The organism is Halomonas alkalicola, assembly GCF_030704205.1.
Classification (GTDB): Bacteria; Pseudomonadota; Gammaproteobacteria; order Pseudomonadales; family Halomonadaceae; genus Halomonas; species Halomonas alkalicola.
Genome location: NZ_CP131913.1, coordinates 2,996,098 through 3,015,935, shown reverse-complemented (window position 1 = coordinate 3,015,935; position 19,838 = coordinate 2,996,098). Strand labels below are relative to the sequence as shown.

At 68.3% G+C, this 19,838-nt stretch carries 19 protein-coding genes; 6 read left to right on the top strand and 13 right to left on the bottom strand.

All coding sequences use genetic code 11. The features are described 5' to 3' along the window. Positions 1–5: 5 nt before the first annotated feature. From B6N23_RS14185 to B6N23_RS14145, 9 genes are all read right to left on the bottom strand, one after another. Positions 6–872: an MBL fold metallo-hydrolase gene (locus B6N23_RS14185; RefSeq protein ID WP_305503821.1), complete on the bottom strand. Its 867-nt coding sequence runs from the start codon at positions 870–872 to the stop codon at positions 6–8. A gap of 229 nt (positions 873–1,101) precedes the next feature. Next, the gene (locus B6N23_RS14180; protein ID WP_379687526.1) at positions 1,102–1,299 is read right to left on the bottom strand and encodes a YgaP family membrane protein; all 198 of its coding nucleotides are present in this window, start codon (positions 1,297–1,299) and stop codon (positions 1,102–1,104) included. 79 nt (positions 1,300–1,378) lie between these two features. Continuing rightward, positions 1,379–1,849, bottom strand: coding sequence for a DsrE family protein (locus tag B6N23_RS14175; RefSeq protein WP_169959033.1), 471 nt, complete (start codon positions 1,847–1,849; stop codon positions 1,379–1,381). A 119-nt stretch (positions 1,850–1,968) separates the two neighbouring features. Continuing rightward, positions 1,969–3,384, bottom strand: coding sequence for an MBL fold metallo-hydrolase RNA specificity domain-containing protein (locus B6N23_RS14170; protein ID WP_305500031.1), 1,416 nt, complete (start codon positions 3,382–3,384; stop codon positions 1,969–1,971). A 191-nt stretch (positions 3,385–3,575) separates the two neighbouring features. Further along, a complete protein-coding gene (gene glyA, locus B6N23_RS14165; protein WP_305500028.1) occupies positions 3,576–4,841 on the bottom strand; it encodes a serine hydroxymethyltransferase in 1,266 nt (421 codons plus the stop codon). Positions 4,842–4,997: 156 nt separating this feature from the next. Beyond that, a complete protein-coding gene (locus B6N23_RS14160; protein WP_305500026.1) occupies positions 4,998–6,143 on the bottom strand; it encodes an aq_1923 C-terminal domain in 1,146 nt (381 codons plus the stop codon). Positions 6,144–6,197: 54 nt separating this feature from the next. Further along, positions 6,198–7,625 carry a polyphosphate kinase gene (locus B6N23_RS14155; RefSeq protein WP_305500024.1) on the bottom strand — a complete coding sequence of 476 codons (1,428 nt, stop codon included), beginning with the start codon at positions 7,623–7,625 and terminating at the stop codon, positions 6,198–6,200. 10 nt (positions 7,626–7,635) lie between these two features. Then, positions 7,636–10,218 (bottom strand): ABC transporter permease, encoded by a 2,583-nt coding sequence (locus tag B6N23_RS14150; protein WP_305500022.1) that lies wholly within the window; start codon positions 10,216–10,218, stop codon positions 7,636–7,638. Beyond that, positions 10,215–10,931: an ABC transporter ATP-binding protein gene (locus B6N23_RS14145; RefSeq protein WP_169959038.1), complete on the bottom strand. Its 717-nt coding sequence runs from the start codon at positions 10,929–10,931 to the stop codon at positions 10,215–10,217. The genes B6N23_RS14150 and B6N23_RS14145 overlap by 4 nt, the downstream gene beginning before the upstream one ends. On the opposite strand from B6N23_RS14145, the gene B6N23_RS14140 reads away from it, so the two are divergent. Further along, positions 10,930–11,604, top strand: coding sequence for an arylesterase (locus tag B6N23_RS14140; protein ID WP_169959039.1), 675 nt, complete (start codon positions 10,930–10,932; stop codon positions 11,602–11,604). The two genes, B6N23_RS14145 and B6N23_RS14140, sit on opposite strands and share 2 nt — an antisense overlap. A 24-nt stretch (positions 11,605–11,628) precedes the next feature. Here the strand turns inward: B6N23_RS14140 and B6N23_RS14135 are convergent, their stop codons facing one another. The 3 genes from B6N23_RS14135 to B6N23_RS14125 are packed head-to-tail and all read right to left on the bottom strand — an operon-like array spanning position 11,629 to position 13,312. After that, positions 11,629–12,519 (bottom strand): DMT family transporter, encoded by an 891-nt coding sequence (locus tag B6N23_RS14135; protein WP_119021812.1) that lies wholly within the window; start codon positions 12,517–12,519, stop codon positions 11,629–11,631. After that, positions 12,516–13,016, bottom strand: coding sequence for a hypothetical protein (locus B6N23_RS14130; RefSeq protein ID WP_305500018.1), 501 nt, complete (start codon positions 13,014–13,016; stop codon positions 12,516–12,518). Before B6N23_RS14130 ends, B6N23_RS14135 begins: the two co-directional genes overlap by 4 nt. After that, the gene (locus B6N23_RS14125; protein ID WP_305500017.1) at positions 13,013–13,312 is read right to left on the bottom strand and encodes a nucleotidyltransferase domain-containing protein; all 300 of its coding nucleotides are present in this window, start codon (positions 13,310–13,312) and stop codon (positions 13,013–13,015) included. The genes B6N23_RS14130 and B6N23_RS14125 overlap by 4 nt, the downstream gene beginning before the upstream one ends. A 201-nt stretch (positions 13,313–13,513) precedes the next feature. Here B6N23_RS14125 and B6N23_RS14120 point away from each other — a divergent pair, with 201 nt between their 5' ends. The 5 genes from B6N23_RS14120 to ettA all read left to right on the top strand — a co-directional run bounded on the left by B6N23_RS14120 (position 13,514) and on the right by ettA (position 18,781). Continuing rightward, complete coding sequence (locus B6N23_RS14120) at positions 13,514–14,713, top strand: RNA-guided endonuclease TnpB family protein (RefSeq protein WP_305500016.1); 1,200 nt, start codon at positions 13,514–13,516, stop codon at positions 14,711–14,713. A 31-nt stretch (positions 14,714–14,744) separates the two neighbouring features. After that, positions 14,745–16,058 (top strand): MFS transporter, encoded by a 1,314-nt coding sequence (locus tag B6N23_RS14115; RefSeq protein ID WP_305500015.1) that lies wholly within the window; start codon positions 14,745–14,747, stop codon positions 16,056–16,058. A gap of 142 nt (positions 16,059–16,200) precedes the next feature. After that, entirely contained in the window at positions 16,201–16,632 is a 432-nt protein-coding gene (locus B6N23_RS14110; RefSeq protein WP_169959041.1) for a PAS domain-containing protein, read from the top strand. Positions 16,633–16,844: 212 nt separating this feature from the next. Further along, positions 16,845–17,045, top strand: a complete 201-nt coding sequence (locus B6N23_RS14105) for a PA3496 family putative envelope integrity protein (protein WP_169959042.1) — start codon at positions 16,845–16,847, stop codon at positions 17,043–17,045. Positions 17,046–17,119: 74 nt separating this feature from the next. Beyond that, positions 17,120–18,781 carry an energy-dependent translational throttle protein EttA gene (gene ettA / locus B6N23_RS14100; protein WP_169959043.1) on the top strand — a complete coding sequence of 554 codons (1,662 nt, stop codon included), beginning with the start codon at positions 17,120–17,122 and terminating at the stop codon, positions 18,779–18,781. A 133-nt stretch (positions 18,782–18,914) separates the two neighbouring features. On the opposite strand, the gene lpxL is transcribed toward ettA, so the two are convergent. Then, positions 18,915–19,817 carry an LpxL/LpxP family Kdo(2)-lipid IV(A) lauroyl/palmitoleoyl acyltransferase gene (lpxL, locus tag B6N23_RS14095; protein ID WP_305500012.1) on the bottom strand — a complete coding sequence of 301 codons (903 nt, stop codon included), beginning with the start codon at positions 19,815–19,817 and terminating at the stop codon, positions 18,915–18,917. Positions 19,818–19,838: the final 21 nt, after the last annotated feature.

Genomic DNA, 19,838 nt, shown 5'->3' with positions numbered 1-19,838 from the left:
AGCCCTCAGAACTTGTTGATCGGCACCTTGAGGTAGACCTGGCCGTTGTCCTCGGCGGGCGGCATGTGCCCGGCGCGCATGTTGACCTGCACCGAGGGCAGGATCAGCTTCGGCATGTCGAGGGTGGCATCGCGCTCGGTGCGCATCTTCACGAACTCCTCCTCGCTGATGCCCTCGTGCACGTGGACGTTGTGACGACGCTGCTCTTCCACACTGGTCTCGTGCTGGTACGCCTCGCGATCCGGGGCCTTGTAGTCATGGCACAGGAAGATGCGGGTCTCGCCGGGCAGGGCCAGCACCTTCTGGATGGAGCGGTAGAGGGTGCGGGCATCGCCGCCGGGGAAGTCGCAGCGGGCGGTGCCATAGTCGGGCATGAAGAGGGTGTCGCCGACGAAGGCGGCATCACCGATCACGTAGGTCAGGCAGGCCGGGGTATGCCCGGGGGTGTGCAGCACCCGCCCTTCCAGTTGGCCGATGGTGAAGGTGTCACCCTCCTCGAAGAGGCGGTCGAACTGGCTGCCGTCCCGGGCGAACTCGGTGCCGGCGTTGAAGGCCTTGCCGAAGACGTCCTGGACCACGGTGATCTTGGCACCGATGCCGGTCTTGCCACCCAGCGCCTCATGCAGGTAGGGCGCCGCGGAGAGGTGGTCGGTGTGGACGTGGGTCTCGAGGATCCACTCCACCTCGAGCCCATGCTCACGCACGAAGGCGATGATCTCGTCGGCGGAACGGGTATCGGTGCGCCCGGCGGCGTAGTCGAAGTCGAGCACCGAATCGAGGATCGCGCAGGACTTGCTGTCGGGATCCTGCACCACATAGCTGAAGGTGTTGGTGGGCTCGTCGAAGAAGTGGGTCACGATGGGTCGGGCCACGGCGGCCCGGGACGCGTTCGACTGGGTCATGGGAAGCGGCCTCCTTGGAGATCAATGCTGCCGGTTGCTACCGGATATGGACTCAGCATAGCCGAAAACAAGTTCTAACCATAGATTATTTTAGAATAAATGAGCACCGCCGCCATTCTGCCCGTCATGGCGCCCCCGAAACACACGAGGCCCACCGCCATGGCGGTGGGCCTCGCTAGGTGCCTGCAGAGGCTGGGGACTACTTCTTCAGCTTGCAGGTATTGATGCCGAAGATGCTGTAGGCCGGACAGAAATTGATCAGGCCGGTGGCCAGCGGCAGCACGCCGATCCAGCCCCAGGCGCCAATGACGCCGGTCAGCGCCAGGCCGATCAGCAGAGCGCCGAAGACGATACGCGCGATCTTGTCGGCACCGCCCACGTTGCTTTTGATGTTCATGGTGACTCTCCTTCAGTGCCGGATGGCGGCATGCCGGCCGCCCCAAGGGCTGCCGGCATCGACATCGGGGCGAATGGGCTCAGAAGCTGAAGACCGGGATGGCCGGGTCGCGCATCATCTCGGCCATGGGACCCGGTGCGGCCACGCCCACGCCCTCGCGCAGGTCGCCTTCCTCGTAGTCGGTGTTGGGCAGGTAGATGGCACAGACATCCACACCGGCGCCCTCACCCATCATCATCTGCATCAGGCCCTCGGGCTTGACGCCGCGCGGACCCAGCTCGGTCTCGCTCTCGTAGCCCTCGATGGCCAGCTCGCCGGCGGCGTCGCAAAGCAGGATATGCGGGGTGGTGCCCTGCTCTCGCATGGCGTTGGCCAGGATCATCGCCATGCCCTGGGTCTGCAGGGAATCGCTGGTCACGATAAAGAGCGCCTTGTCGGCGTAGTCGTCGTGGGCGTCGTCACCGCCACCATGGCTACCGGCCAGGGCAGGAAGTGACAGGCCGGCAGTCAGCAGCGCACCGGCAAACAGGGAAACCGCAGCTCTATTCATAACAATAACCTCTAAGCTAATTACTCAATCAACCATTAGCCGAGGATAGACCAGGGATCGCCGAATGACATGGGGCAAGTCGTCGCAGCTTGATCCAGATCAAGCCGCGACGAATGGCATCAGAGCTCGATGCGGTCGCCGTAGGAGGGAATCTCGGCTTCGATGCCGCTCTCGGCCAGGGCGGCCTTGAAGGCCTCCTGGGTCTCGGGCTCGCCGTGCACCAGATAGAAGCGCGGATTGTTCCGGAAGGCCCCGGCCCAGCCGATCATGTCGGTCTGGCCGGCGTGGGCGGAGAAGCCGCCGATGGTGTGCACCTTGGCCTTTACGGCCAGATCCTGGCCCAGCACCCGCACCCGCTCGGCGCCATCGACGAGCCGACGGCCCAGGGTACCGGCGGCCTGGAAGCCGACGATCACCAGGCGGGTATTGGGCTTCTCCAGGTTGTAGCGGAAGTGGTGGATGATGCGCCCGCCGGTGCACATGCCGGCCCCGGCGATGATGATGGCCCCGCCGTGGATGCGGTTGATGGCCATGGACTCCTCCACGGTGCGGGTCATGCGCAGGATCGGCAGGTACTGGCTGGTGTCGCCGCTGGCGGCGATGTTGAGCACCTTGAGGTCCTCGGGATCCAGCGCCTTGCGCGCCCGGTGGTAGAGCTCGGTGACCTTGATCGCCATGGGGCTGTCGAGGAACACCAGCTGCTGGCGCAGGCGCTCCTCGTGGTAGAGCACGCTCAGGTGGTAGAGGATCTCCTGAGTGCGCCCTACCGCGAAGGCGGGGATCAGCACGTTGCCGCCCGCCTCGTGGGCCTCCTCCAGCACCCGGGCGAACTCCTCCAGGGTCTCGTCCAGAGGGCGGTGGTCACGATCGCCGTAGGTGCTCTCCATCAGCACCACGTCGGCCTCATAGAGCTTCTCGGGATCCTTCATCAGCACCGAACTGGGGTTACCCAGGTCGCCGGAGAAGACCAGCCGTTTCTCCTGGCCGCCGGAGGGGATCGTCAGCTCGACGATGGCCGAGCCGAGGATATGGCCGGCATCGCGAAACACCAGGCGGGCGCCGCCGGGCAGGTCCACCGGCTGGCCGTAGGGGTGGGACTCGCACAGCATAAGGGTGCGCTCCACGTCTTCAAGCTCGTAGAGCGGCTCGACCAGCGGCTTGTCTTGGCGCTTGCGCCACTTGTTCTCCCACTCCACGTCCTTGGCCATGATGAAGGCGGCATCCTGGAGCATGATCTCCAGCAGGTCACGGGTGCCCCGGGTGCAGTGGATCGGGCCATTGAAGCCCTCGCGAACCAGCTTGGGCTTGGGCAGCAGCCCGGCGTGGTCCAGGTGGCCGTGGGAGAGCACCACCGCGTCCACTTCATGAGCCAGCTTGCCGAAGGGTTTGGCGTTGGCCTCGTCGGCGTCGCTGCCCCCCTGGTGCAGCCCGCACTCCAGCAGCAGCTTCTTCGGGCTGCCGTTGCCGTCCACCTCGATCAGGTAGCGGGAGCCGGTGACTTCCTTCACCGCGCCCTGGAAAGTGAGTGTCGACATGGGGTTGCGCTCCTTTGCCCGCTGAGGTGCCCTGCTTGTGTGGCTCTTCCTTGCAGCATACTGGATCATCGCACGGGTGCACATGAGGTGATGGCAATATGCATAAGCAGCGCGCCCCGCGCCGTTTCCACGGCGCGGGGCGCGAAGTGCCCGGCGACAAGAGGTCGCCGGGCGCTCGAGGCAGGAGGCGCTCAGCGATAGACGGGGAAGTTGGCGCAGACGGCCTCGACCTTGCCCTTCACCTCGGCCTCGATGGCGGCGGAGTCCTCGCCCCTCGCCATCACGTCGAGGATGTCGCAGATCCAGCCGGCCAGCTCACGGCACTCGCCCTCGCCGAAGCCGCGGGTGGTCACCGCCGGGGTGCCGATGCGCAGGCCGGAGGTGACGAAGGGGCTCTGGGGGTCGCCCGGCACGGCGTTCTTGTTGACGGTGATGTGGGCGCGGCCCAGGGCGGCGTCCGCGTCCTTGCCGGTGAGGCCCTGCTTGATCAGCGAGAGCAGGAAGAGGTGGTCCTCGGTGCCGCCGGAGACGATGTCGAAGCCGCGCTCGATGAAGACGCCGGCCATGGCCTGGGCGTTCTTCACCACCTGCTGCTGGTAGGTCTTGAACTCGGGGTCCATCGCCTCCTTGAAGCAGATCGCCTTGGCGGCGATGACGTGCTCCAGGGGGCCGCCCTGGCCGCCCGGGAAGACCGCGGACTGCAGCTTCTTCTCGATGTCGGCATCGTTCTCGGCGGAGAGGATCAGGCCGCCACGCGGACCGCGCAGGGTCTTGTGGGTGGTGGTGGTGACCACGTGGGCGTGGGGCAGCGGGGTCGGATAGACGCCGGCGGCGACCAGGCCGGCCACGTGGGCCATGTCCACCAGCAGGTAGGCGCCCACCTCGTCGGCGATCTCGCGGAACTTCGCCCAGTCGATGATCTGGGAGTAGGCGGAGAAGCCGGCGATGATCATCTTCGGCTGGTGCTCGCGGGCAAGCCGGGCCACTTCCGCGTAATCGATGCGGCCGCTCTCGTCGATCCCGTACTGCACGGCGTTGTAGTGCTTGCCGGAGAAGTTGGGCTTGGCGCCGTGAGTCAGGTGGCCGCCAGCGTCGAGGCTCATGCCCAGGATAGTGTCGCCCGGCTTGACCAGCGCCTGGAAGACGGCGCCGTTGGCCTGGGAGCCGGAGTGGGGCTGGACGTTGGCGTAGGTGGCGCCGAACAGCTGCTTGGCATAGTCGATGGCCAGCTGCTCGACGATGTCGACGTACTCGCACCCGCCGTAGTAGCGCTTGCCGGGATAGCCTTCCGCGTACTTGTTGGTGAGCTGGCTGCCCTGGGCTTCCATCACCCGGGGGCTTGCGTAGTTCTCGGAGGCGATCAGCTCGATGTGCGCTTCCTGGCGCGCGACTTCCTTCTGCATCGCGTCGAACAGCACGTCATCGAAACCGGCAATCGTCATGTCGCGGCTGAACATGGGCGGGGGACCTCGCATCAAAGGGGGAAATCTGAGGCCATTATGATACCCCAGCCCCGGAGCGCTTTCATATGAAACACCGTCATCGCGGGTTGCAGGGAATTCATCCCGCCCCCGCCCGGCGGCATGGGCGCTGCCGGGCGACGGGTCCGAGGCTCAGCGGGTCTCGATCCGCAGGTCGAGCCGGTCGGGCAGCGCCAGGGGATCGTCGGCGAGGCTCTCCAGCCGGCTCTCGGCCGGCAGGGTCACGGTGAGCTCGAGGGTCTCGGCGCTGCCCTCCATCAGTGCCACCAGGCCTTCGAGCAGCTCCTGCACCCGGGGGCCGAACATCATGCCGAAGCCCTGGGCCTGGGTACGCGCCTGCTCCAGATACTGGCTCTCGGTGACGCCCCCCATGGCGGCCCCCAGGGTCACCAGGCGCGGGAAGAGCCCGTGGTCGCCCAGGGTCAGGGAGAGCTCGCCGCCGAGCAGGGTCGCTGCCTCCAGCAGGCGCTCATCGGTGAAGAGCTCCGCCGCGCTCACGCCCTCGGGCAGCAGAACCGGCAGCGTCACGGCATGGGCCAGGCGCAGGGCATCCTTCAGGTCGATGTGCCCTTCGCTGGCCAGGCGGGTGTGGCCGTCGCGCTCCTCCCACTCGGCGTCGAAGGCGGCGTCCAGGCGCAGCCGCCCGCTGCCGTCGGTGAGCACGTTGCTGATCATGCGCAGCCGGGTGCGCTCGTCGGCCGGGGCCTGGTCGATCATCCGCGCCAGGTCGAGCTCCAGGGCCTCGACCCACAGCCCGCCGCTGCCGTCCTCGAGGTCGCCATCCAGGCGCAGGCTGGCCAGGGAGGCCACCGGCCCCTCGGTGAGCTCGAGGCTCAGCCCGGAGAGCGCAAGCCCGCCCAGCCATTGCTCGGCCAGGGCCTCCTCGTCCCGGGGCGGCACGGCGCGACCGGGGTCGCTCAGCACCACCCGTTCGATGCCCATCACCCCCGGCTCGTCCAGGAACGCCTCCAGGCGAATGCCTTCCAGGGTGACCTCGTCGGGGCGGTCGTAGTCCCCGCGGACCACGTAGCGGTCGATGGTGAGCCGCTCGCCGTCGTGGCTCTCGAAGCGCAGGTCCTCGGCGGTCACCCGGCTGCGCAGCAGCGCCGAGGAAATATCGCCGATCTCGAGAGTGCCCTCGCCGGCGAAGAAGGCCTGCAGGTCGGCCTCGAGGCGCTCGACATCCGCATCGGCAAGCGCGAGGGAGGGCACGGAAAGAGCAACAGCGAGGCCCAGGGGCAGGGCAAGCCGCGCCGAGGCGTGAAGGGAGCGAGACATGGATCACCTCCTGTTTGATCGATAGGAAAGGGAGACTCTGCCAGTGAGCCTAGCTCAGACGGCCGAGGCGAGGCGCGCCTCGAGCCGCTCGTTGACCTGCTCCAGCACCGCCAGCCGGGCGCGACGCTTGTCGTCGCAGGCGACCAGCGACCACTCGGCGCCGGGGACGTGGGTGCGGGCGAACATTTCGTCGATGGCGGCCTGGTAGTCGTCCCAGCGCTCGCGGTTGCGCCAGTCCTCATCGGTGAGCTTGTGGCGCTTGTGGGGGGTAGCGGCCCGGGCCTCGAAGCGCCTGAGCTGCTCGTCCTTGTCGATGGCGAGGAACAGCTTGATCAGCACCCCGCCATGGGCCACCAGCTGCTGCTCGAAGTGGTGGATCTCGCCATAGCCGCGCCGCCACTGGGCCTCGCTGGCCAGCCCCTCGACCCGCTCCACCAGCACCCGCCCGTACCAGCTGCGATCGAAGATGGCGATGCGCCCGTCGGCGGGCAGGCGGCGCCAGAAGCGCCAGCCCCAGGGCAGCGCCAGCTCCTCGTCGCTGGGGGCGCCGATGCGATGGACCCGGTACTGACGGGCATCCAGCGCCGCGGTGACCCGGTGGATGCTGCCGCCCTTCCCCGCCGCGTCGTGGCCCTCGAAGGCGATCACTACCGGGATGCGCCGCCGGGCGACCTCCCGGGCATTGGCGGCCAGGCGGGCCTGCCCTTTGGCCAGGCGCTCGCGGTAGGCGACCTTGTCGAGACGCTCGGCCACCGCGGCGCTGGCGCGCCCCAGCGAGGGGGTGCCGGGCGATTCCTCCGGCCGCCTGGCGAGGGTCGCCGCCGGCGGTTCGGGGGGCGTTTCCAGGGCCGCCAGCAGGGCACGGCCGACCCGGGTGAGCTGCTCTGCCGGGTCATGGAAGGGCAGCCGCTGCCAGGGGGCGTGAGGCGCCTCGGTGTCATCGCGCAGCGTCCGCCCGATGGCCTCGATGACCGCATGCTGGCCATGGCGCTGCCACTCGCTCACCCCGACCTGCCAGGCCCGGGCCGGGTCCTGCTGCAGGTCGGTCAGGTGGCGGCGCTGCTCGCGGCGGCCGATGTCGGTCCACAGCTTGAGCAGCACCACCCCCTCGGCGGCGAGCTCCGCCTCGAAGGCGCGGATCTCCGCCAGGCGGTCCTGGAAGGCCCCGGGAGAGAGCCGGCGCTCGGCCCGGGCGAAGAGCGCATCGCCGTACCAGCCATGGATGAAGATGCCGATGCGGCCGCGATCGGGCACCCGCCGCCAGTAGCGCCACCAGTAGGGGCGCGCCTGCTCCTCGCTGCTCGGCCCCAGGGCGTGCACCTCGGTGTGACGGTTCTCCAGCCAGTGGTTGAGGCGGTTGACCACCTCGCCCTTGTGGGTCACCGCGTGGCCGGTGAGCAGCAGGATCACCGCGCGCTGCTTCTCCCGGGCCAGGGCGAGCTGGGCGTCCAGCAGCCGGTAGCGCAGGGTGTCGGTGTTCATGCGCTCCCCCTCAGGTCTCGCCCAGCAGTCCGAGGCTCGCCGCCGGGGCCTGGCGACGCAGGTCCCGGGAGAGCAGGTGGCCGATGGCACCGATCAACAGCGCCCCGCCCAGCGGCAGCGCCAGCCACAGCCAGCCGTGCAGGCGCGGCGTCAGATCGAACCAGGCCAGGTAGATGGCGGCGGTGGTAAGCTCCGCCAGCAGCGCCCCCATCAGGCCGCTGGCCAGCCCCAGGATGGCGAACTCCGCCCCCTGTACCCGGGAGAGCATGCGGTTGCCGGCGCCGAACACCCGCAGCAGGCCGCTCTCGTGGGCGCGCACCGGGCGACTGGCGGTGAGGGCGGCGTAGAGCACGCTGACCCCGGCCAGCAGCACGAACACCAGCACCAGCTCCACGGCGCGGGTCACCTGGGTCAGCAGATCGCGCACCTGGCCGAGGATGGCATCCACGTTGAGCAGCGAGACCCCGGGGAAGGCGCGCACCAGCTCACGCAGGGTGGTGGTCTCGCCGGCATCCAGGTGGAAGGCGGTGATGTAGCTGTGACCGAAGCGCTCCAGCACCCCGGGCGGGAAGATCACGAAGAAGTTGGGCCGGAAGCTGTCCCAGTCCAGGTCGCGCAGGCTCGCGATCTCGCCGACGATCTCCTCGCCGCCGATCGTGAAGGTCAGGGTGTCGCCGAGCGCCAGCCCGAAGCGCTCGACCAGGCCATCCTCCACGGAGATCGGCACCCGGATCACCGCGGGCTCGGCGGCCACCTCCCCCAGCCAGCCGCCGGGCTCGGCGCCCTCCAGGGCATCGAACCACTGCCCCGCCACCAGGCGGTTGCCCTCCGGCAGGGTCTCGCGCCAGGTCAGGTTGAGCTCGCGGCGCAGGGTGTTGTCGCCGCGGGCGTCCGCCGGCACCGCCTCCCGGGGCGGCCGGTCGTTGATGGCGGTGATGCGCCCGCGCACCATGGGATAGAGGGCGCTGCGCGCATCGGCGGCGCCGCCGAGCGCCGTCTCGAAGTCCTCGCGCTCGTGGGGCTGGATGTTGATGGCGAAGTAGTTGGGGGTGTCCTCCGGCAGCTGGGCCTCCCAGGTGGTGAGCAGGTCACCGCGCACCAGGGCGATCATCGCCATGGCGAAGAAGGTGACCGAGAAGGCCAACAGCTGGCCGAGGCTCGCCGTGCGCCGCCGCGCCAGCTGGGCCCCGCCCAGGCGCAGCGCCTGGACGAGATCCGCCTCGCCGCCGCGGCGGGGCAGGCGGGCGGCCAGGCGCAGCACCCCCGCGAGCAGCAGCGACCCGAGCCCCCACAGCACCACCAGCATGACGAGCCCGCCCAGCAGCAGCCCCACCGAGAGGCCGAGGTCCCCGGAATAGAGCCACAGCAGCGCCCCGAACACGGCGCTGGCCACCGCCACCACCAGCCAGGCGGACGCGGGCAGCGGGTCGAGCTCGCGGCGCAGCACCTTGAGCGCGCTGACCTTCTTGAGCCTCAGCAGGGTCGGGCCGGCGAAACCCACCAGCACGGCTAAGGCGGTGAGCACGCCGAGCCATAGCGGCAGCGCCCCGGGGGGCGGCAGCTCCATGGGCAGGAAGGCGGTGAGCAGGGCCAACAGCCCGGCCTGACCGGCCAGCCCCAGCAGTGCGCCCAGCGCCGAGGCGGCCAGCGCCAGCCACAGCAGCTGCAGGCTGAAGAGCCGCGTCAGCTCTCCCTGGGTGGCGCCGAAGCAGCGCATCAGCGCCGCGGTATCCAGGTGGCGATCCACGTAGCGGCGGGTGGCCATGGCCACCGCCACCCCGGCCAGCAGCACGGCGGCAAGTCCGGCGAGGCTCAGGTAGCGCTCGGCGCGCTCCAGGGCGTTGCCGAGCTGGGGGCGGTCGCGGCGCACGTCGCGCACCTCGATGCCGTCGCGTCGCAGCTGGGTCAGCAGCGGCGCCAGGTCGTCGATGATATCTGGCGGCCCGGCGGCGAGCAGTTCAAAGGAGACCCGCGAGCCGTCCTGCACCAGGTTGGAGGCGGCGAGATCCGCCGCGTGCATCATCAGCCGCGGGTTGAAGTTGGCGAAGCCGCCGGACTGGTCGGGCTCGCGCTCGACCAGCCCGGCCACGGTGAGCTCGGTCTCGCCCACCTGCACGCGGTCGCCGATCTCGGCCTCGAGCAGCAGCGCCAGGCGCGGCGCCAGCCACGCCTCCCCCGGGGCCGGGCCCCGGGCCACCACCTCGGTGCCCTCGCCCAGGTCCACGTGGACCCCGCCATAGAGCGGGTAGCGCTGGTCCACCACCTTGAGGCTGGCGGGCTGGAAGGCGTCCCCGAAGCTGACCATGGAGACCATGCCCACCTGGTCGGCGAGCACCAGCCCGGCCTCCTCCAGGGTCTGGCGCAGCTCGCTGCCGAAGGGGCGGCCCTGCTCCAGCACCAGATCGCCGCCCAGCAGCTGGCTGGCCTGGCGCTCCAGGCCGCGGTCCAGGCGGTCGAGGAAGAAGCCGATCATGGTGGAGGCGGCCACCGCCAGGGCCAGGGCGACGAACAGCGCGCGCACGTCGGCGGCCCGCAGGTCGCGGGCCAGCCCCCGGGCCGAGTAGCGCGCCAGGCGCAGGGCGGTCAGGCTCATGCGCTCACCTCGTCGAGGCGCAGGGTCTCCAGGCGGCCGTGGTCCAGGCGCAGGCAGCGGTCGCAGCGCCGCGCCAGGGCGTGGTCGTGGGTGACCAGCACCAGGGTGGTGCCGGCCTCGCGGTTGAGCGAAAAGAGAGTCTCGATGATGCGCTCGCCGGTGTCCGGGTCGAGGTTGCCGGTGGGCTCGTCGGCGAACACCAGCTCGGCGCCGGTGACGAAGGCCCGGGCCAGGGCGACCCGCTGCTGCTCGCCGCCGGAGAGCTGCTTGGGCAGGTGGTCGAGACGCTCGCCCAGGCCCACCCGCTCGAGCCACTCCCGGGCGCGGGCCTCGGTGCCCGGCCGCGGCGAGAGCTCCAGCGGCAGCATCACGTTCTCAAGCGCGGTGAGGGTCGGCAGCAGCTGGAAGTTCTGGAACACGAAGCCGACCCGGCCGGCGCGCAGCCGGGCGCGGCCATCCTCGTCCAGCGCGGCGAGGGACTGCCCGAACATCGAGAGCTCGCCGCCGGTGGGCAGGTCGAGCCCGGCCAGCAGGCCCAGCAGGGTCGACTTGCCCGCGCCGCTCTGGCCGAGGATCGCCACCGTCTCGCCGGGGAACACCGAGAGGGCCAGGTCACTCAGAATGGTGAGCTGCCGGTCGCCGCTCCTGACCTGCTTGGCCAGGTGCTCGGCGTGTAGAATCGGTGCCATGTCCATGCGAGAGGTATCGTTCATGATGAAGGGATTCCCTGGTTGTGCGTATCGTCGAGTGACCGCCTGGCTGCTGGCCCTGAGCCTGACGCTGGCCGCCGGCGCGGTCCTGGCCGAGGCACGCCCCACCCTGCTGGTGATGGGCGACAGCCTTAGCGCGGCCTACGGCATCGAGGCCGACGAGGGCTGGGTCAGTCTGCTGGAAGCGCGGCTCGACGGAAAGGCGCGGGTGGTCAACGCCAGCATCAGCGGCGAGACCAGCGCCGGCGGCGCCAGCCGGCTGCCCGAGCTTCTCGGACAGCATGCCCCCGACATTGTTCTGCTCGAACTGGGCGGCAACGACGGCCTGCGCGGCCTGCCGCCGGGCCAGTTCGAGGCCAACATGACTCGCATGATCGAGGCGAGCCTGGCGGCCGAGGCCGAGGTGCTGCTGCTCGGCATCGACATCCCGCCCAACTACGGCCAGGCCTACCGTGACGCCTTCACCGGGGTCTTCCACCGCCTGGCCGAGGCGTTCGACCTGCCGCTGGTGCCCTTCCTGCTGGAGGGGGTGGCGCTGGACGAGACGCTGATGCAGGGCGATGGCATCCACCCCACGGCAGAGGCCCAGCCGATCATCCTCGACACCGTCTGGCCCGAGCTCGCACCGCTGCTCAAGGCGAATGGTGCCCTGGCGGCGAAGGCCGATCTGCCCTGACAGCGACCCGGAGCCGACGCCGGCTCAGGCCTGCGGGTGCGGCGCCGGGGCCTTCTGCCACTGCTGCAGCGCGAGGCCCCCGAGGATCAGCACGAGGCCGACCAGGGTCGAGGCCAGGATCGGCTCCCCCACCACCAGGAAGAGCAGCAGCAGCGACACCGGCGGCGAGAGGAAGATCAGGTTGGAGACCTTGGCCGTGCGCGACACCCGGTGCACGGCGAGCTGCCACAGCACGAAGGCGATGCCCATCTCGAAGAGCCCCACGTAGACCCCGGCGGCGAGCCCCGGCCAGCCGTACCACTGGAGGCCCGGCCCCGCCAGCAGCAGCAGCGTGAGCACCGGCAGCCCGACGCTGAAGTTCTGCCACTGGGCCACCAGCGGCGGGCGATGATCCCGTGCATTGAGCAGCCAGTAGAGCGCCCAGATCAGGGTCGAGGCCAGCGCCAGGGCGACCCCCAGGGGGTCCGCGAAAGCCACGTCGAACACCGCCCCGCGGGTGGCGATCACCCACACCCCGGCGTAGGCGACCAGGCCGGCCAGCACATCCATTCGAGTCAGCCGCTGGCCGAGCAGCGGCACGGCGAGAAACGCCATGGCCAGCGCCCAGGTGTAGTTGAGGGCCATGGCCTCCTGGCCCGGCAGGCGGTCATAGGCCCCAAAGAGCAGCAGGTAGTAGGCCACCGGGTTCATCAGCCCCGCCCAGGCGGCGGTGCGCCAGCCGCGCTGGAACGCCTGGCCGGCGAGCCCCTGGCGCACCACCAGGGCGCCGATCAGCGCCCAGGAGACCAGCGAGGCGAGCCACATCAACTCAAGCGGCGACATGTAGCCCAGCGCCACCTTGAAGGCGGTGGCCACGGTGGACCACAGCGCCACGGCGCCGAGGCCGTAGAGCATCGCCTGACCGTCCCGGGTCACGGGTCAGCGTTTCCGGACACCCTCAGAATGTGCCGCGCCTGGAAGTCGCGGCAGCGTTCAAGGGTGTCCGGCAATAGAGGATAGAGGCGCGCCGCCGCATTGATGTTCTCGGCGATGGCGGCGCCATCCGTCAGATACTCATGGGCAAAGGCGTTGCGCAGCTGGCGCACTTCAAGCCAGTCATCGACGGCGAGCAGCACACCGAACTTCTCCATGCGGTTCAGGGTATCCAGCAGAGAGATATCGCCGCCGGTATCTTCCAGGCTGGCCCGCGCCAGCGCCCGGAACAGCTTGCCGGCCATGAAGTCCTGCAGCTTGCCGAAGCGGCTCAGGAAGAGGTCCAGCCTGTCGATGGCGTCATCATCCAGCCGGCGCACCCCATCCGCCTGCATGGGGAGATCTGGCTGAACCGCCTCCCAGGAGCGGTGCAGATGATGCAGCATGCGTTCCGCCACCTGAAGCTGCTCCTCCAGAATGGCATTGGCCGTCGTGGTCAAAGTCTCACTCCCTGCTCCAAGGCATCGCGATGTATCGGCCGCAGCGCCTCATCACGCGCACGAATCAGCAGATCGATACGCCTGGGGCCCAGGCGCTCCCAGAGCCGGCGCTGCAGCTGCACCTGCAGCCGCGAGCGGCGCTCGGCCAGGACCGGCAGCTCGATGTAGAGATCGATATCGCCGCCGCGGCAACGATCATCGACCCGAGAGCCGAACAGGTAAACGCGCGCCTCCTGGCCCAGCACCTCGGCAACCGTCTCATGGATGATGGCGACCTGCTCAGGGGTCAGGCGCATAGGCGAATCTTCCGCCGCCGAATGAGTGACATGGCAACCTTGCTATCGTGACAATGGGGCTTTCTATCTTAGCAAAAATCCGCGTAACCCCTCGCCCACTCGGGCGGGGATACAAGCGGGCAGCGCGATAGCGCTACTGGGTTTGCGGTATGGGGCCCGGCGGCATAAGCTGTATATACATACACGCATTAATGGGGCGCCATGCTGAAGGCTACTAAGGTACGACTCTACCCTACGACCGAGCAGGCGGCGTTCCTGAACCGCCAGTTCGGCGCGGTGCGCTTCGTCTATAACACCGGCCTTCGCATCATGTCCCATCGCTACCAACGCCACGGCCAGTCGTTGAGCGCCAAGCACGACATCAAGAAGCTGCTGCCGGTCGCCAAGACATCGCGCAAGTACGGCTGGCTGAAAGAGGCTGACTCCATCGCCCTCCAGCAGGCGTGCCTGCACCTCGATCATGCCTTCCAACGCTTCTTCGACCCCAAGCAGAAGGCCGGCCATCCGCGCTTCAAGAGCAAGCGGGGCAAACAGTCCAGCTATCACTGCGTCGGCGTCAAGGCCGGCGACGACTGGATCAAGGTGCCCAAGCTCGGACCGATCAAGGCCAGGGTGCATCGCAAGGTCGAGGGCAGACTGAAAAGCATCACTCTGACCCGTACCGTCACCGGCAAGCACTACGCCTCGTTGCTGTTTGAAACAGAGCAGGCCGCCCCGGCACCGCTGAAGGACATTGACGCCGCCAAGGTCGTGGGCCTGGATATGGGGCTGTCGCACCTGGCCATTGACTCCACCGGGCGCAAGATCGCCAATCCGCGCTTCCTCAAGCAGGCGCAGAAGAACCTCAAGCGCAAACAGCAGGCGTTGTCCCGCACAAAGAAGGGCAGCGCGAATCGAGCCAAGGCACGGTTACTCGTCGCCAAGGCGCACGAGCGGGTCGCCAATGCCCGCCACGACTTCCAGCACAAGCTCTCTCGACAGATTGTTGACGACAACCAAGCGGTGATCGTCGAGACGCTGAAGGTCGGCAACATGATGAAGAACCGCAGACTCGCCAAGCACATCGGCGATGCGTCCTGGTATGCCTTGATCACCAAGCTGCACTACAAGACCGAGGAGCAGGGCAAGCATCTCGTCAAGATCGCCCCATGGTTTCCCAGCTCCAAGACCTGCCATGTCTGCCATCACAAGGTGGACATTATGCCGTTGAGTGTCCGGTCGTGGGAGTGCCCGGCATGCCACACGCAGCACGACCGGGACATCAACGCGGCGTTGAACATCAAGCAGCAAGGCATCATCCAATTGAAGGCGGAAGGGCTGTCCGTCTCTCCCCATGGAGGCTTGCGTAAGTCCGGCACGTCGCCGGCTGCTGCCTTAGAAATGGGAAGCCTCGCCCGTTAGGGCGGGGAGCAGTCACCAGCGAGGAGCTCCCATGGCCGCACCCGAGATCAGCCAGTCCCGCCTCTACGAGTGGCTGACCGGCGACGAGGACAGCCGGATGTGCAAGGACATCCCGGACGAGGCCTGCGACGAGCAGCCGCGGAGCTTCTTCCTGCACCTGGTCGCCTCGCTCGGTAACAAGCTGGCCGACGAGCTCTCAAGCGCTCGGCTGGTGCTGCCCTGGCTGATGGGGGTGATCGGCGCCCCGCTCTGGATGGTGGGCCTACTGGTACCGATCCGCGAGGCCGGCGCCCTGCTGCCCCAGCTCTTCGTGGCGGGCTTCATTCGTCTCCGACCCGAGCGCAAGTGGGTCTGGGTGGCGGGCGGGCTGCTCCAGGCGGCGGCCGCGGCCCTGCTCGCCCTGCTGGCGCTGTTCGGCTCGGGCGGCGTCGGCGGCGGCCTGGTGCTCCTGGTGCTGGTGTCGCTGTCGCTCGCCCGGGGCCTCTCCTCGGTGGCCACCAAGGACGTGCTCGGCAAGACCATCAGCAAGCAGCGCCGCGGCACCCTGATGGGCTGGAGCGGCAGCGTGGCCGGCGCCGTGACCCTGGCCGCCGGTGCCGTGCTGATGCTCTTCGGCGACCGTCCGGGGGAGCTGGCCCTGGCGGTGCTGCTTGGCATCGCCGCCCTGGGCTGGGCCCTCAACGCCCTCTGCGCGGCGCGCATTGCGGAGACCCCCGGCGCCGTGGAGGGCGGCGAGAACGCCTGGGACAGCATCAAGCTGGGCCTGCGCCTGCTGCGCGAGGATCGCGGCTTCCTGCACTTCAACCTCTCCCGGGCCCTGCTGCTGGCCAGCGCCCTGGCACTGCCCTACGTGGCGCTGCTCGGCCAGCAGCAGAGCGGCACCGCACTGGGGGGACTCGGCGTGCTGATCGTGGTCTCGGGGCTCGCCGGCATGGTGGCGAGCCCGGTATGGGGGAAGCGCGCCGACGCCTCCAGCCGCCGGGTGATGCGTGATGCCGGGCTCGGCGCGACTTTCTGCTGCCTGCTGGCCGCCGCCATCGCCTGGCTGCCGGGCGCCTGGAGCCAGACCGTGTGGCCCTATGCGCTGGTCTATGCCCTGCTGGTGATCATCCACGCCGGGGTGCGCCTGGGCCGCAAGACCTATATCGTCGACATGGCCGGCAGCGACAGGCGCGCCCTCTACGTGGCGCTCTCCAATACCATCACCGGGGTGCTGATGCTGGCGGTGGGTGGCCTGGTCGGCGCGCTGGCCCAGTGGCTCGGCACCGCCGCGCTGATGGTGGTGCTGGCGCTGATGGCGCTGGCCGCCGCGGCCAGCGCCAGCCGACTGCCTGAAGTGGAGTGAACAGGTGGAGTGAACGCGCCGCGTTGAAATCCCCCGGCCGTCTGGCCATGATGTAACCAGCTGTGAAGTGCCCGCCGCCGTCGCCCTACCGGGCGGCCAGGACAGGATTTGCGACAGGATCGCCCAGAATGGAACGTCCAGAATGAAACGATCACCCCTGATCAGCCCGGAACTGCTCGAGCGCATCGTCGATGCCTCAGAAGATGGCATCGTGGTCGCCGAACAGGAAGGCGACGAGAACATCCTGATCTACGTGAACAAGGGGTTCGAGCGCCTGACCGGCTACAGTGCCGACGAGATCCTCTACCAGGACTGCCGCTTCCTGCAGAACGAGGATCGCGACCAGGAGGGCCTGGTGGCCATCCGCAAGGCACTGGCCGAGGGGCGCCCCTGCCGCACCGTACTGCGCAACTACCGCAAGGACGGCACCCTGTTCTGGAACGAGCTCTCCATCACCCCCGTCCACGACGACGATGACAACCTGACCTACTACATCGGCGTGCAGAAGGACGTCACCGAGCGGGTCGAGGCCCAGCTGGAACTGGAGCGCCTCAAGGCCGAGCATGGCCTTTAGTGAGACGGTCCGGGCTGCCCCGACCGGCCGCGCCGGCAAATAAATTCGCGCGGGGGCTTGTGCCCCGCGCCAAGTGGCGATATATAGCGCCCAGGCAACCACGTTGCCTGGGCGCTTCGGATTCCGCGTTACAGACCTGCAACGCACTGGGGAAGAGAAGCGATATGTGACCGGTCGACGCCCGTCGACCCCTGGCCATGGGAGGAGATCGCATGGGCCGTGAACACCTTCTCGAACCGAGCCTCGATGACGAGGTGGATTTTTCCGAAGCGGTGAACGACGAGGAGTATGCTCGTCCCCGCACCAGCCGCGCCGATACCCTGCGCGCCCGCCGCCGCGTGGAGGCGCTGCTCGAGGAGCGTCGCCTGCGTCGCGCCATCGAGGACGACTGGGCCATAGACGAAGAGGAGTAGGGCCGCGGCTGGCCTTTGCCTGCAGTGGCCACTATCATCGTGGCCACTGCAAATCCTCCAACCGATGGGTTCCCATGGCGCAATACGTCTTCACCATGAACCGGGTGGGCAAGGTCGTGCCCCCCAAGAAGCAGATCCTCAAGGACATCTCCCTCTCCTTCTTCCCGGGTGCCAAGATCGGCGTGCTGGGCCTCAACGGCTCGGGCAAGTCGACCCTGCTGCGCATCATGGCCGGGGTCGACACCGAGTTCGAGGGCGAGGCGCGCCCGATGCCGGGCATCAACGTCGGCTACCTGCCCCAGGAGCCTGAACTCGACGACGACAAGAACGTCCGCGAGACCGTGGAAGAGGCCCTGGGCGCCATCAAGGAAGCCCAGGAGAAGCTCGACGCCGTCTATGCCGCCTACGCCGAGCCGGACGCCGACTTCGACGCCCTGGCCGCCGAGCAGGCGCGCCTGGAGAACATCATCGAGGCCGCCGACGCCCACAACCTCGAGCGCAAGCTCGAGGTGGCCGCCGAGGCCCTGCGCCTGCCGCCCTGGGAGGCCCGAGTCGGCCATCTCTCCGGCGGCGAGCGCCGCCGCGTGGCGCTCTGCCGCCTGCTGCTCTCCAGCCCCGACATGCTGCTGCTCGACGAGCCCACCAACCACCTGGACGCCGAGTCGGTGGCCTGGCTGGAGCGCTTTCTGCACGACTACAACGGCACCGTGGTGGCGATCACCCACGACCGCTACTTCCTCGACAACGTGGCGGGCTGGATCCTCGAGCTCGACCGCGGCCAGGGCATCCCCTTCGAGGGCAACTACTCCGGCTGGCTCGAGGCCAAGGAGCAGCGCCTGGCCCGCGAGGCCAAGCAGGAGGCCTCGAAGAACAAGGCCATCAAGCAGGAGCTGGAGTGGGTGCGCTCCAACGCCAAGGGCCGCCAGGCCAAGAGCAAGGCGCGCCTCAACCGCTTCGAGGAGATGCAGTCCGGCGACTTCCAGAAGCGCAACGAGACCAACGAGATCTACATTCCGCCCGGCCCGCGCCTGGGCGACAAGGTCATCGAGTTCCACGGCGTCGCCAAGGGCTTCGATGACAAGCTGCTCTACGAGAACCTCTCCTTCACCGTGCCCAAGGGCGCCATCGTCGGCATCGTCGGCGGTAACGGCGCGGGCAAGTCGACCCTGTTCAAGCTGATCACGGGCAAGGAACAGCCCGACGCCGGCGAGGTGGTGATCGGCGATACCGTCGATGTCGCCTATGTGGAGCAGCTGCGCGACGGCCTCGACGACAAGCAGACGGTGTGGGAAGCGGTCTCCGACGGCCAGGACATGCTCAACATCAACGGCTACGAGGTCTCCTCGCGGGCCTACGTGGGGCGTTTCAACTTCAAGGGCAATGACCAGCAGAAGCGCTTGAACGAGCTCTCCGGCGGCGAGCGTGGTCGCCTGCAGCTGGCCCAGACCCTGAAGCAGGGCGCCAACGTGCTGCTGCTCGACGAGCCTTCCAACGACCTGGACATCGAGACCCTGCGCGCCCTGGAAGAAGCCCTGCTGGCCTTCCCCGGCTGTGCCATGGTGATCTCCCACGACCGCTGGTTCCTCGACCGCATCGCGACTCACATCCTGGCCTTCGAGGGGGACTCCCACGTGGAGTTCTTCGAGGGCAACTACGCCGAGTACGAGGCGGACCACAGGAAGCGGGTGGGCGACGATACCCCGCACCGCATGAAGTACAAGCGCATCGACGCCTGACCGGCTTCGCCGGAGCGGGAAGCCGTAAGCTTTAAGCTGTAAGAGAAAACCCCACTAACCTTCTCGGTTGTGGGGTTTTCTTATGGCTTACGGCTTATAGCTTACAGCTCCCGGTTTCTACTGAAGCTCCGCTTCAGTAGAAACCGGGTTCGCCCTCGGGGCGGGTCTTGAAGCGGCGGTGCAGCCACAGATACTGCTCGGGGTGCTTGCGGATCGCCGTTTCGATAAAGGCGTTGACCCGGGCGGCGTCGGCCACATCGTCGCCGGTGGGAAAGGGCTCCAGACGCGGATGGCACTCGATGGTGTAGGTGCGGTTGTCGGGGTTGCGGTGGAACATCAGCGGCACCACAGGCGCCCCGGTCATGCGCGCGATCTTGGCAGTCAGCTTGATGCTGGCCGCCTCCACGCCGAAGAAGGGGGCGAAAACGCTGACGTCGCGGCCGAAATCCTGGTCCGGAGAGTACCAGACGATATGGCCCGCCTTGATGCGACGCACCACGCCGCGCAGGTCATGACGGTCGATGGCACGCCCAAAGATGCGGTTGCGCGCCCGGGTCATGAAACGCTCGAAGAGCGGGTTGTCGTGGGGCCGATAGACCACGTCGGCCGGAAAGAAGAGCGAGTGCAGGGCGCCTCCCAGATCCAGGGTCGAGAAGTGGATCCCCACCACCAGCACGCCTTTCCCTTCCGCCTGGGCGGCGGCCAGATGGTGCTCGCCCTTGTAGGTGACGCGATGGCGAAGATGCTCGGGGTCGCGGCACCAGCCGGTGGCGGTCTCCATGATGCCGATGCCGTTGGCGACAAAGGTCTCCCTGACCAGACGCGCCTGCCGGTCGTCATCCAGCTCGGGAAAGCAGAGCCGCAGGTTGGTCTCGGTGATATGGCGCCGGCGCCGGGCGAAGCGCCAGGCGGCAAGGCCAATTCCCTTGCCGACCCAGAGCTTGAGCCGCCAGGGCAGCCAGGCCGCCAGGTACATCAGCCCGATGGCGAACCACACCGGCCAGTAGCGGGGGTGGGCGAAGTTCTGGTGGCTCATGGGGACAGACCCCAATTAACG

Excerpts from the sequence above, each read along its gene's own strand:
- B6N23_RS14115 (WP_305500015.1), top strand. The coding sequence starts at position 14,745 with ATGGCCGCACCCGAGATCAGCCAGTCCCGCCTCTACGAGTGGCTGACC.
- B6N23_RS14150 (WP_305500022.1), bottom strand. The coding sequence starts at position 10,218 with ATGAGCCTGACCGCCCTGCGCCTGGCGCGCTACTCGGCCCGGGGGCTG.
- glyA (WP_305500028.1), bottom strand. The coding sequence starts at position 4,841 with ATGTTCAGCCGCGACATGACGATTGCCGGTTTCGATGACGTGCTGTTC.
- B6N23_RS14175 (WP_169959033.1), bottom strand. The coding sequence starts at position 1,849 with ATGAATAGAGCTGCGGTTTCCCTGTTTGCCGGTGCGCTGCTGACTGCC.
- B6N23_RS14160 (WP_305500026.1), bottom strand. The coding sequence starts at position 6,143 with ATGTCTCGCTCCCTTCACGCCTCGGCGCGGCTTGCCCTGCCCCTGGGC.
- B6N23_RS14105 (WP_169959042.1), top strand. The coding sequence starts at position 16,845 with ATGGGCCGTGAACACCTTCTCGAACCGAGCCTCGATGACGAGGTGGAT.
- ettA (WP_169959043.1), top strand. The coding sequence starts at position 17,120 with ATGGCGCAATACGTCTTCACCATGAACCGGGTGGGCAAGGTCGTGCCC.
- B6N23_RS14155 (WP_305500024.1), bottom strand. The coding sequence starts at position 7,625 with ATGAACACCGACACCCTGCGCTACCGGCTGCTGGACGCCCAGCTCGCC.
- B6N23_RS14140 (WP_169959039.1), top strand. The coding sequence starts at position 10,930 with ATGATGAAGGGATTCCCTGGTTGTGCGTATCGTCGAGTGACCGCCTGG.
- B6N23_RS14180 (WP_379687526.1), bottom strand. The coding sequence starts at position 1,299 with ATGAACATCAAAAGCAACGTGGGCGGTGCCGACAAGATCGCGCGTATC.
- B6N23_RS14145 (WP_169959038.1), bottom strand. The coding sequence starts at position 10,931 with ATGAACGATACCTCTCGCATGGACATGGCACCGATTCTACACGCCGAG.
- lpxL (WP_305500012.1), bottom strand. The coding sequence starts at position 19,817 with ATGAGCCACCAGAACTTCGCCCACCCCCGCTACTGGCCGGTGTGGTTC.
- B6N23_RS14170 (WP_305500031.1), bottom strand. The coding sequence starts at position 3,384 with ATGTCGACACTCACTTTCCAGGGCGCGGTGAAGGAAGTCACCGGCTCC.
- B6N23_RS14125 (WP_305500017.1), bottom strand. The coding sequence starts at position 13,312 with ATGCGCCTGACCCCTGAGCAGGTCGCCATCATCCATGAGACGGTTGCC.
- B6N23_RS14110 (WP_169959041.1), top strand. The coding sequence starts at position 16,201 with ATGAAACGATCACCCCTGATCAGCCCGGAACTGCTCGAGCGCATCGTC.
- B6N23_RS14120 (WP_305500016.1), top strand. The coding sequence starts at position 13,514 with ATGCTGAAGGCTACTAAGGTACGACTCTACCCTACGACCGAGCAGGCG.